General features: G+C 67.5%; 10 protein-coding genes. 4 read left to right on the top strand and 6 right to left on the bottom strand.

Going from position 1 to position 11,003, the window contains the following annotated elements; all coding sequences use genetic code 11:
- Positions 1-1,149, bottom strand: a 1,149-nt coding sequence (locus ACIPIA_RS03905) for a DEAD/DEAH box helicase (protein ID WP_400506865.1), incomplete at its 3' end; no start/stop codon positions are given.
- A 176-nt stretch (positions 1,150-1,325) separates the two neighbouring features.
- Entirely contained in the window at positions 1,326-1,535 is a 210-nt protein-coding gene (locus tag ACIPIA_RS03910; protein ID WP_055726538.1) for a cold-shock protein, read from the bottom strand.
- A 274-nt stretch (positions 1,536-1,809) separates the two neighbouring features.
- On the opposite strand from ACIPIA_RS03910, the gene ACIPIA_RS03915 reads away from it, so the two are divergent.
- Positions 1,810-2,304 (top strand): GFA family protein, encoded by a 495-nt coding sequence (locus ACIPIA_RS03915; RefSeq protein WP_400506867.1) that lies wholly within the window; start codon positions 1,810-1,812, stop codon positions 2,302-2,304.
- A gap of 17 nt (positions 2,305-2,321) precedes the next feature.
- Here the strand turns inward: ACIPIA_RS03915 and ACIPIA_RS03920 are convergent, their stop codons facing one another.
- The 3 genes from ACIPIA_RS03920 to ACIPIA_RS03930 form a co-directional block, all read right to left on the bottom strand.
- A complete protein-coding gene (locus ACIPIA_RS03920; protein ID WP_400506869.1) occupies positions 2,322-3,026 on the bottom strand; it encodes an HAD family hydrolase in 705 nt (234 codons plus the stop codon).
- Positions 3,027-3,149: 123 nt separating this feature from the next.
- On the bottom strand, positions 3,150-5,834 hold the full coding sequence (gene ppdK, locus ACIPIA_RS03925; protein WP_400506871.1) for a pyruvate, phosphate dikinase: 2,685 nt from the start codon (positions 5,832-5,834) through the stop codon (positions 3,150-3,152).
- 186 nt (positions 5,835-6,020) lie between these two features.
- Positions 6,021-6,515, bottom strand: coding sequence for a YcgN family cysteine cluster protein (locus tag ACIPIA_RS03930; RefSeq protein WP_400506873.1), 495 nt, complete (start codon positions 6,513-6,515; stop codon positions 6,021-6,023).
- Positions 6,516-6,746: 231 nt separating this feature from the next.
- On the opposite strand from ACIPIA_RS03930, the gene ACIPIA_RS03935 reads away from it, so the two are divergent.
- The 3 genes from ACIPIA_RS03935 to ACIPIA_RS03945 all read left to right on the top strand — a co-directional run bounded on the left by ACIPIA_RS03935 (position 6,747) and on the right by ACIPIA_RS03945 (position 10,243).
- On the top strand, positions 6,747-8,969 hold the full coding sequence (locus ACIPIA_RS03935; RefSeq protein ID WP_400506875.1) for a transglycosylase domain-containing protein: 2,223 nt from the start codon (positions 6,747-6,749) through the stop codon (positions 8,967-8,969).
- 72 nt (positions 8,970-9,041) lie between these two features.
- Positions 9,042-9,617 carry a DUF1214 domain-containing protein gene (locus ACIPIA_RS03940; RefSeq protein ID WP_400506877.1) on the top strand — a complete coding sequence of 192 codons (576 nt, stop codon included), beginning with the start codon at positions 9,042-9,044 and terminating at the stop codon, positions 9,615-9,617.
- Complete coding sequence (locus ACIPIA_RS03945) at positions 9,614-10,243, top strand: DUF1254 domain-containing protein (protein WP_400506879.1); 630 nt, start codon at positions 9,614-9,616, stop codon at positions 10,241-10,243. Before ACIPIA_RS03940 ends, ACIPIA_RS03945 begins: the two co-directional genes overlap by 4 nt.
- Positions 10,244-10,262: 19 nt before the next feature.
- Here ACIPIA_RS03945 and ACIPIA_RS03950 read toward each other — a convergent pair.
- The coding region (locus ACIPIA_RS03950; protein WP_400506881.1) for a hypothetical protein at positions 10,263-11,003 on the bottom strand (741 nt) is incomplete at its 5' end.

Raw genomic sequence — 11,003 nt, forward strand, 5'->3', positions numbered from 1 at the left:
CTTGGGCGTGCGCCCGTCCCAGTACGGCACCTCGCCGATCGGCGTCGGCTTCACGCCGGTCAGCTTCTCGATCGCCGCGAGGTCGCCGCGCTCTTCCGGCGTGCAGAAGGCGATGGCAACGCCGGAAGCGCCGGCGCGCGCCGTGCGGCCGATGCGATGGACATAGCTCTCCGGCACGTTCGGCAGGTCGTAGTTCACGACATGGCTGACGCCGTCGACATCGATGCCGCGCGCGGCGATGTCGGTGGCGACGAGAATGCGGAGGGAACCGTCGCGGAAGGCGCCGAGCGCGCGCTCGCGCTGGCCCTGGCTCTTGTTGCCGTGGATCGCCGCCGCCCCGATGCCGGCCTGGTCGAGCTGACGCACGACCTTGTCGGCACCGTGCTTGGTGCGCGTGAAGACGATGGCGCGCTCGAGCTCGGGCACGTTCAGCGTCCTGGCCAGCAGGGCCGGCTTGTCGTTCGGCTCGGTGAAGATGACACGCTGGTCGATCTTCTCCGCGGTGGTCGCGACCGGCGTCACCGCAACCTCGACCGGATCGGTCAGATAGGCGGAGGCGATATCGCGGATCGGCTTCGGCATGGTCGCCGAGAAGAGCAGCGTCTGGCGCTCCTTCGGGATCAGCGTGGCGATACGGCGCAGCGCGTGGATGAAGCCGAGATCGAGCATCTGGTCGGCCTCGTCGAGGACGAGGAACTCGATCTCGCGCAGCGAAACGGCGCGCTGGTCGACGAGGTCGAGCAGGCGGCCGGGCGTGGCGACGAGGATGTCGACCTTCTCGCCGAGCGCGCGGATCTGCTTGCCGACGGGCACGCCGCCGAAGATCACCATCGATTTCAGCGAGGTGAAGCGCGCATAGGCGCGGATGTTGGTCTCGATCTGGGCCGAGAGCTCGCGCGTCGGCGACAGGATGAGCACGCGCACCGAGCGGGCCGGCATCTGGCGCGGCTTGCCGAGCAGGCGATGCAGCATCGGCAGCGCGAAGGCGGCCGTCTTGCCGGTGCCCGTCTGGGCGGCACCGAGCAGGTCGCGGCCCTTCAGAATGTGGGGGATCGCCTGCGCCTGGATCGGCGTGGGCGTCTCATAGCCCTCGGCCGCGAGCGCCTTGAGCAGGGGCTCGGCGAGGCCGAGTTCGGTAAATTTGGTCAAGAAGAAGCTTTCTGGGCGCCGTGATGACGGGGGGCGCATGTGGTTATCGGCTGCGCCGCCAGCCCGTATCCGGCCTGGATATCAGAGAATCGATCCAACCGGCGAACCGCTAGCCACAGCGCCGGAAGGCTTGTCGTGGACCGGGCGGGCGAACGCCCACCCGGCCGATAGGCTCGTCAGGCGACGGCGAGGTTGCCGGCCGAGGTCTTGCCGGTCTTGCGATCGGCAACGAGTTCGTAGGAGACGACCTGGCCGTCGCGCAGCTCGCGCAGGCCAGCGCGCTCGACGGCGCTGATGTGGACGAACACGTCCTGGCCGCCGTTCTCAGGCGTGATGAAGCCGTAGCCCTTGGTGGCGTTGAACCACTTCACGGTGCCCTTGTTCATGGGGGTAGTCCTTACGTTTCAGATCCGCGACTATCGTGATGACACAACGTGACGCGCGGACGCCTCGCCATGGCCTTGTAGCGATGTGTGGTGGATCTGATTCGTAACCGCCACCGGACAGGCCGCCAAGCGGAGGAGTGGCCAGAACCCGGCCGCATCTCGTCTTACATCGGTGCGGATAGCACGAAATACAAGACAGGTCCAGCAAACGGGCCGGGAACGCTCGGAACATGGCGGGCGAGCACGTGTTTGACTGGCAAGCGGAGGTCAGACAATGCCGATAACGCTCAAGGGTTCATGCTGCTGCGGGGCGGTTCACTTCTCGGCCGAAAGCCATGCCCCGGTTCCCTACCAGCTCTGCTATTGCTCCATCTGCCGCAAGACTGCCGGTGGCGGCGGGTTCGCGATCAATCTGTCGGCCGTAGCCGGGACCTTGAAGGTCGAGGGCGAGGACGCGGTCGGCAGCTTCAGCGCCATCATCCACGACGACGATGGCAAGGGCACGCGCTCCCCGGCGCAGCGATGCTTCTGCAAGCTTTGCGGTACCGCGCTCTGGCTGTTCGATCCGCGCTGGCCGGAACTGCTGCACCCCTTCGCCTCGGCGATCGACAGTCATCTGCCTCGCGCCCCGGAGAAGACGCATCTCATGCTGCGTTTCAAGGCCAGCTGGGTCGATGCCGACATCGGCGCGAACGATCAGAGCTTCGAGGACTATCCGGTGGAGTCGATCGAGGAGTGGCACCGCAAGCGCGGCCTCTGGGTCGACTGAACCGGCACGCGCGCCGGCTATCGCGACAGGCGGTCGACAAGGCTCCGCAGCGGGCCAAGGTCCGGGATCGCGTGATAGCGCTCATGCCCGGACGGCTCCTCGGCATGCTCCAGGACCCAGGTAAGGTCGTGCGGCACATGGACCGCCCACGAACCGGCCTCCAGCGCCGGCAGAATGTCGGACTTCAGTGAATTGCCGACCATCATCGCCCGCCCCGCCCCATCGCCATGGCGAGCGAAGATCCGCTCGTAGGTGGCAGCCTTCTTGTCGCTGACGATCTCGACCGCGTCGAAGAAGTCGCCTAGGCCGGACTGGGCGAGCTTGCGCTCCTGGTCGAAGAGATCGCCCTTTGTGATCAGCACCAGGCGATAGCCACCGGCGAGCGCCTCCAGCGTCTCCTGCACATGCGGCAAGGTCTCGACGGGGTGCGCGGCCATCTCCCGGCCGGCCGCCAGGATTTCCCCGATGACCGAGGACGGCACCTGCCCCTTCGTGACCTCGATCGCGGTCTCGATCATCGACAGCACGAAGCCCTTGATGCCGAAGCCGTAGAACCCGAGATTGCGCTTCTCCGCCTCGAGCAGGCGGCCGGAGATCTCGGCCGCTTCGCCGTGCTCTCCGAGCAGCGCGACGAAGCGATCCTCCGTCATCCTGAAGAACTGCTCGTTCTGCCAGAGCGTGTCGTCGGCATCGAAACCGATCGTTGTCAGGTTCAGCGGCACGGACACCTCGTCATGGCCGGGCCAAGCCCGGCCATTCCTGTCTTTGTTCCTGCAACGCGGTGTTCAAGACGTGGATGCCCGCCGGAGGGCGAGCATGACGGCTTGTTTCCCGCAGCTAGGCCTTCAGCCTTCCTTCTGCTTGACCGCACCGAGCGCCGCCTGCGCCGCGGCAAGCCGCGCGATCGGCACACGGAAGGGCGAGCAGGAAACGTAGTCGAGGCCAACGCTCTCGCAGAAGCCGATCGAGGCCGGATCGCCGCCATGTTCGCCGCAGATGCCGAGCTTGATGCCCGCCCGGGTCTTGCGGCCGCGCTCGGCGGCGAGCTTCACCAGTTCGCCGACGCCCTCCTGGTCGATGGTGACGAAGGGGTCGGCGTCGAGCAGGCCCTTGGCGGTGTAGGAGCCGAGGAAGGAGGAGGCGTCGTCACGGCTGATGCCGAGCGTCGTCTGCGTCAGGTCGTTGGTGCCGAAGGAGAAGAACTCGGCGCTCTCGGCGATCTCGGCGGCGCGCAGCGCGGCGCGCGGCAGCTCGATCATGGTGCCGACCTGATAGTCGATCTTCGTGCCGCTCTCCTCCATCACCGCCTTGGCCATGGCGTCGATGCGGGCCTTGACCAGATCGAGCTCGGGCTTGCCCATGACGAGCGGTACCATCACCTCCGGGATCACCGGCTTGCCTGTCTCCTTGGCGGCGATGACGGCCGCCTCGAAGATGGCGCGTGCCTGCATCTCGGCGATCTCGGGGAAGGCCACCGCCAGGCGGCAGCCGCGGAAGCCGAGCATCGGGTTGAACTCGTGCAGCTCCGCCGCGCGGTGCTTCAGCGCGTCGGGCGAAACGCCGAGCGCTGCGGCAACCTCCGCGATCTCCTTCTCGCCCTGCGGCAGGAATTCGTGAAGCGGCGGATCGAGCAGGCGGATCGTGACCGGCAGGCCGCTCATGATGGTGAAGAGCTGGACGAAGTCCTGGCGCTGTACCGGCAAGAGCTTGGCCAGCGCCGCCCGCCGGCCCTTGTCGTCCGGCGCGAGGATCATCTCGCGTACGGACTGGATGCGGTGCTCGTCGAAGAACATGTGCTCGGTGCGGCAGAGCCCGATGCCTTCGGCGCCGAATTCGCGGGCGGTCTTCGCGTCCTCCGGCGTCTCCGCATTGGCACGGACCTTGAGGCGGCGGACCTTGTCGGCCCAGCTCATCAGCGTGCCGAAATCGCCGGAAAGCTCCGGCTGCTGCATCTTGACCTCGCCGAGCAGCACCTGGCCGTTGCCGCCATCGATCGTGACGAAATCACCGGCCTTGAGCGTCGCCGCCCCGACCGCGAGCGTGCCCTTGGCATAATCGACACGGATCTGGCCGGCGCCGGAAACGCAGGGCTTGCCCATGCCGCGCGCCACGACTGCCGCATGCGAGGTCATGCCGCCGCGCGTGGTCAGGATGCCTTCGGCGGCATGCATGCCGTGGATGTCCTCCGGCGAGGTCTCGACGCGCACGAGGATGACCTTGCGGCCGGCCTTCTTCGCAGCTTCGGCATCGTCGGAGTTGAAGACGATCTCGCCGGCAGCGGCGCCGGGGGAAGCCGGCAGGCCGGCGGTCAGCACGCGACGCTCGGCCTTGGGGTCGATGGTCGGGTGCAGGAGCTGGTCGAGCGCGCCGGGCTCGACGCGGCCGACGGCCTCCTGCTGCGAAATCAGGCCCTCATTGGCGAGGTCGACCGCGATCCTGAGCGCGGCCTTGGCCGTGCGCTTGCCGGACCTGGTCTGCAGCATCCAGAGCTTGCCCTCCTGGATGGTGAACTCCATGTCCTGCATGTCGCGATAATGCTTCTCGAGGATGCCGTAGATGCGGCAGAGCTCGGCATAGGCCTCCGGCATCTCCCTTTCCATCGAAGGCTTGTCGGAACCCGCCTCGATGCGGGCCTTCTCGGTGATGTCCTGCGGCGTGCGGATGCCGGCGACGACGTCCTCGCCCTGTGCATTGATCAGGAACTCGCCATAGAGCGCGTTCTCGCCGGTCGAGGGATTGCGCGTGAAGGCGACGCCGGTCGCCGAGGTGTCGCCCATGTTGCCGAACACCATCGACTGGACGTTGACCGCCGTGCCCCAGGAGGCCGGGATGCCGTTGAGCTCGCGGTACTTGATGGCGCGCGCATTCATCCAGGACGAGAAGACGGCGCCGACGGCGCCCCAGAGCTGCTGCTGCGGATCCTGCGGGAAGTCGGAGCCGAGCGCCTTCTTCACGATCTCCTTGTACTTGCCGACCAGCACCTTCCAGTCGTCGGCCTTGAGATCGGTGTCGAGATGGAGGCCCTTGCGCTCCTTGTAGTCCTCGAGCGCCTCCTCGAAGAGGCCATGGTCGATGTCGAGCACGACGTTGGAGTACATCGTGATGAAGCGGCGGTAGCTGTCCCAGGCGAAGCGCTCGTCGCCCGAAGCCTTCGCTATCGCCGCGACCGTGACGTCGTTGAGGCCGAGGTTGAGGACGGTGTCCATCATGCCGGGCATCGAGGCGCGCGCGCCGGAGCGGACGGAGACGAGCAGCGGGTTGGCAGGATCGCCGAAGACTTTGCCGGTGAGCTTGGCCATGCCGTCGAGCGCGGCCTTGACCTGCCCGTCGAGCTCGGCGGGGAAGCTCTTGCCGTTATCGTAGTACCAGGTGCAGACCTCGGTGGTGATGGTGAAGCCGGGAGGGACGGGCAGGCCCAGGTTGCTCATCTCGGCGAGGTTCGCGCCCTTGCCGCCGAGCAGGTTCTTCATTCCCGCCTCACCTTCGGCCTTGCCGTCGCCGAAGGTATAGACCCACTTCCCACCTGCCATCACATAGCCTCTTCAGTTCAGCCAACCACGGCAAACGCCCGGTCGGTGCGAAAGTTTCGTGCGCATGCCGCCGGTGGCCTTCCGGTACCGGCGGCGGGGTGTGGCGGTCATGCCCAAATCCGGATGAACAATCAATGAGCATGCGCAGCATCGCTTCATGCGATGCAATATGATCCCGCCGAAGTGTCAGGCCTTCTTCATCCGGGCGGCGCGCGGCCATCGTAACGGCCAGTTCACGATGCGCTCGGCCACGTCATCCTCCGGCACCTCGTCCTCGGAGGCGTAGACCCGTCCGCGCACGGAGACGCCGGCTTCGACGACCGTCTGCGGATCGCCGGAGACGAGCGGATGCCACCAGGGCAGGTCCTTGCCCTCGGCGACGAGGCGATAGGCGCAGGTCGGCGGCAGCCAGGGCAGCGTGCGCACCTCGTGCGGCGTCAGCGTCACGCAGTCCGGCACCTTCAGCGAGCGGTTCTTGTAATCCCGGCAGCGGCAGGTGCCGGCGTCGAACAGCCGGCAGCCGACATCGGTCGCGAAGATGCGGCCGGTGTCGTCATCCTCGAGCTTGACGAGGCAGCAGCGGCCGCAGCCGTCGCAGAGCGACTCCCACTGCTCGGCCGACATGGCCTCGAGCGGCGTGGTGCGCCAGAACGGCTCGTCTTTCGGCGGCTTCAGCGTCATGGCCGGCTTATGCTCCGCCGCGCGCCAAGATGGAAGGGCCTGGCTCCCGACCAGACCGGCGTCATCGCGCCAGCGCGGCTTCTGTGAGGTTCGTCACGCAATCTTTTCACCCATCCTCTTATACCCGGATGGGTCGTAACTATGTGTCCAATCTCGGGCGTTATGCTGTTGCCAAGATGGTTTTGGCGCGGCACGACTGTGCGGGGGCCATTCGAAGAGCCTGGAACGGCCATGGAGTTCAGGAAGGCAGGCTGGAGGACAAGGCTGAAGCGCGCTGCGCTCGCCGCGGACTCATGGCTCGACGCCAGCCTCTGGAATGCCGGCCGTCGGGCCGGCGAGGCCTATGAGCGCCTTCGCAGCCATGCCGACCGCCTGACCGTCACCGGAGGCAAGCGCTTCGCGGCCGAGATCGCCAGCGAGGGGCTCAATATCGGGATCGTCGGCGCGCTTGTCCTGCTGACGCTGTCGCTGCCGGCGTTCCGCATCGGCAACGAGGAGGCCCTGAAGAACCAGGTCCTCGCCGTCACCTTCCTCGACCGCTACGGGGCGCCGGTCGGCCATCGCGGCGCGCGCCACGATGATTCCCTCAGGCTGGAGGAGATGCCCGATCATCTGCTGAAGGCCGTTCTGGCCACCGAGGATCGCCGCTTCTACGATCATTTCGGTATCGACGTGATCGGCACCTTCCGGGCGCTGACGGTCAACGCCCGCGCCTCGGGCGTCGTCCAGGGCGGCTCGTCCCTGACCCAGCAGCTCGCCAAGAACCTCTTCCTCAACAACGAGCGTTCGCTCGACCGCAAGATCAAGGAAGCCTTCCTGGCCCTCTGGCTGGAAACCCGGCTGACCAAGAACGAGATCCTCAAGCTGTATCTCGACCGCGCCTATATGGGCGGCGGGACTTTCGGCGTCGCGGCGGCTGCCGAGTATTATTTCGGCAAGTCGGTGAAGGACGTCTCGCTGGCCGAGGCCGCCATGCTGGCCGGCCTGTTCAAGGCGCCGACGAAGTACGCGCCGCACGTCAATCTGCCCGCTGCCCGCGCGCGCGCCAACGACGTGCTCAATGCCATGGTCGATGCCGGCTTCATGACGGCCGGCCAGGTCGACAGCGCGAAGCGCAACCCGGCCACGCCGGTCGACCGCAAGCGCGATTCCAGCCCCGACTACTATCTCGACTGGGCCTTCGACGCGGTGAAGGAGCTGGCTGCCGAGGGCAAGCTCGGCCCCGACCGCGTGCTGCTCGTGAAGACGCCGCTCGATGTCGCGATCCAGTCCCGCGCCGACGAGGCGATCGAGATGATCCTGCGCCAGCACGGACCGGCCTATCGCGTGAAGCAGGCAGCGACCGTCATCATGGACCCGGACGGCGCGGTCCGTGCGATCGTCGGTGGCCGCGACTATGGCGCCAGCCAGTTCAACCGGGCGACCGCGAGCCAGCGGCAGCCGGGCTCGTCCTTCAAGGCCTATGTCTATGCAGCCGCGCTCTCCTCGGGGCTCTACAAGCCGACAACGATCGTCACCGACCGCCCGGTCTGCATCGGCAACTGGTGTCCGAACAATTACGGCCGCTCCTATGCCGGCTCGATGCCGCTGACCGTCGCCCTGGCCAAGTCGATCAATACGATCCCGGTGCAGATGTCGATCGCGATCGGCCGGGCCACCGGCGAGACGCATGAAGCCCGGGCGGCCGCGATCGGGCGCAAGAAGATCGTCGAGACGGCGCATGCGATGGGCCTGACCACCCCCCTCACCGACACGGTCTCCCTGCCGATCGGCGCGGCCGAGGTCACCGTCATCGACCAGGCGGCGGGATATGCCTCGCTTGCCAATGGCGGCAAGCGGGCGAAGCCCTATGCCGCCATCGAGATCAGCAACTCGCAGGGCGATGTGATCTATCGCCATGATCGCGACGAACCGCCGCCGAAGCAGGTGCTGAGCCCGCAGGTGGCGCAGGACATGAACTTCATGCTGTCGAAGGTGCCGACCGAGGGCACGGGCCGCCGCGCTGCGCTGGACGGCGTCGTCACGGCCGGCAAGACCGGCACGACCAACGGCTACAAGGATGCCTGGTATGTCGGCTATTCCGGCAATCTCGTCGGCGCCGTCTGGTTCGGCAACGACAATTCGGCGGAGACCGCCAACATGACGGGCGGCTCGCTGCCGGCGATGACCTGGAAGGAAATCATGCAGTTCGCCCATCAGGGGCTGGAGCTGAAGCCGATTCCGGGCGTGCCCACCACCGATCCGAAAGCCCTGGCCGTCGCCAGGGCCGGCACGGCTGCGCCCGATGCGGGCCAGCAGCCGGGCCCGGGCGCCGGACACATGCCGCGCCAGTCCTTCGAGGTGCTCTCGGCTGTCGGCTCGCTGTTCAAGACGATCGAACGGTCGCGTACGGCAGGCAGACCTGTGCAGGTCGGCATCCGGGAGGTTACGGGCGCAGACACGCGGCTGCGCTGAGACGCAGATGGTTGACGACCCGGCATTGCCCGGCTCAATTCGCGTGAAGGGCATCGCCAGCGGAAGGCAAGCGTGCGGATTCTCGATCTCGCCTATATTCTGGCGCTCGGAGCAGGGCTCGGCCTTGGCTCCGCGCATTGGGCGGTGGCCGGGCGCCCAGCCCTCGGCAAGGTCGAGGTCGGCGCCTGGATGGCCTGGCCGCGCAGTGGCGGCCGGAACATAGACCCTTACATGCGTGCGCATCTCGCGAGGGGCGCGCATTTGCCGCTCGGCTCCGGCGAGGGGCTCGAGCTGGTCGCCGAGCGCGACGACGATGGCCAGCCATTGGACGGTCTGTGCCGCTACACCCTCTCGGGCGCGACGCCGACGACTCGCGGCTGGACGCTTGGCGTCACCGATGCGGACGGCCTGCCGTTCCGCCTGCCTCTGGAGCGTACGAGCTTCACCGACGCCGAGATCGTACGGCCGGAGGATGGACAGATGGTCGTCAGCGCCTCCGCCACTCCGGAGGCCGGGAACTGGCTGCCTCTGCCCGTCAGCGGCCGGTTCCAGTTGCGCTTGCGCCTGTACGATACGCCGATTTCCAGCCAGACCGGCGAGACCCGCGCCGCGAACCTGCCGCGTATCCAGCGGCTCGACTGCCGATGAGCGCCATTGGGCACGATGCGGCAGGGCGCCATGCGCGGCCCGCCGGCTGGCGAACGCGGCTGCGCGGTGGCCTGACGCGGTTCCTGATGTGCACGCTGGCCGGGCTGATCCTCGCCGCCATCGTGCATATCGTGGCGATCCTGGCCGTTCCCTCCCTGTCCCGGCGCGATGCGGCCGACGTCTACCGGGAACTCGGCACGGAAGGCCATGCCGAACTCATCCCCGCGCCCGGCGCGGCACGCGGGCTTCCGGCCCTGCGCGAGGCCGACCCCAACGTCGCCATCGCGATCTGCAGCTACGATCTCTCGGCCGGCCCGGTCCGCGTCGTCGCCCGCACCGGCACGCTCCCGCTCGGCCTGACGCTGCACCAGCAGGGCGGCGGGGTGATCTACGCAATCACAGACAGGGCGGCGATCCGCGGCGTGCTCGATTTCCTGGTCCTGACCGAGGCCCAGCGCGACGAGCGCATCGCCGAGGACGAGGAAGGCGAGACCAGCCGGGAACTGCGCGTCGTCTCGGATACGACGCAAGGGCTGATCGTGGCGCGCGTGCTCGTGCGCCTCCCCTCCGACAAGGCCGATGCCGAGGCTCTCGCCACCGGTGTCGCCTGCGGTCCGGCGACTTGACGCGCAATCGACGCTCCGCTCAGCCCTTGTAGACGACCGGGCGCTTGGCGCCGCCGCCAAAGGCGTCGTTCAGCGGCATCTGGCAGAGCGGCGCGGATTCGGCGGCCAGCGCCATGATGGCGCGCTCGGCCCGGACCGCTTCCCGCGAGGGCATCTCGACGACGAGATTGGTCAATGCGTAGCGATAGCTCCTGATCCGGAAATCCAGTCGCTCGCAGACCCAGAAGATCAGCCCCTCATTCTCGACGACGCGCGCCATCGCCGGCTCCTGCTTGCCGGGCGGCACATCCGGGGAGGCTTCCGCGGCGCGCATGCGGACGCGGTCCATGCCGACGACCCGCATCGCATTGGCGCGGAAGGGGCCGATCAGCAGGCGATCCGCGTTGGCATCTTCCGCCAGCCGGTTGTAGCGCGAGACCTGCGAGGCGAAGGACATCGAGGTGAGCGCGCGGAAGTAGTCCGAGACATCGGTGGACTGGGCGGCGACCGGCAGGATGCGCGTGTGGGCGAGATTGGAGACCTCGCCCTGGAACACGCTCGCTTCATGGCCCGGCATGACGAAACGCCAGGCGCGATCCCGCAACTGCTCCTCGTCGTCGGTCAGGCGGAAATAGGACGCCGCCTCCCCGCGCCCCGCCGCGGCCAGGAAACCGGATTCAGGTGCGATCAGCTGCGACCAGAACGTTGGCCGCGGACGGCCGAGATCGCCGTCCGTCGCCGTGCAGGCGGAGAGCAACAGCGCCGATGACAGCATCAGCGC

Source organism: Allobosea sp. CER48 (assembly GCF_044752385.1).
Taxonomy (GTDB): domain Bacteria; phylum Pseudomonadota; class Alphaproteobacteria; order Rhizobiales; family Beijerinckiaceae; genus Allobosea.

Bases quoted from the DNA above. Each gene is read 5' to 3' on its own strand.
- ACIPIA_RS03910 (WP_055726538.1), bottom strand. From the start codon at position 1,535: ATGAACAAGGGCACCGTGAAGTGGTTCAACGCCACCAAGGGCTACGGC.
- ACIPIA_RS03915 (WP_400506867.1), top strand. From the start codon at position 1,810: ATGCCGATAACGCTCAAGGGTTCATGCTGCTGCGGGGCGGTTCACTTC.
- ppdK (WP_400506871.1), bottom strand. From the start codon at position 5,834: ATGGCAGGTGGGAAGTGGGTCTATACCTTCGGCGACGGCAAGGCCGAA.
- ACIPIA_RS03930 (WP_400506873.1), bottom strand. From the start codon at position 6,515: ATGACGCTGAAGCCGCCGAAAGACGAGCCGTTCTGGCGCACCACGCCG.
- ACIPIA_RS03935 (WP_400506875.1), top strand. From the start codon at position 6,747: ATGGAGTTCAGGAAGGCAGGCTGGAGGACAAGGCTGAAGCGCGCTGCG.
- ACIPIA_RS03945 (WP_400506879.1), top strand. From the start codon at position 9,614: ATGAGCGCCATTGGGCACGATGCGGCAGGGCGCCATGCGCGGCCCGCC.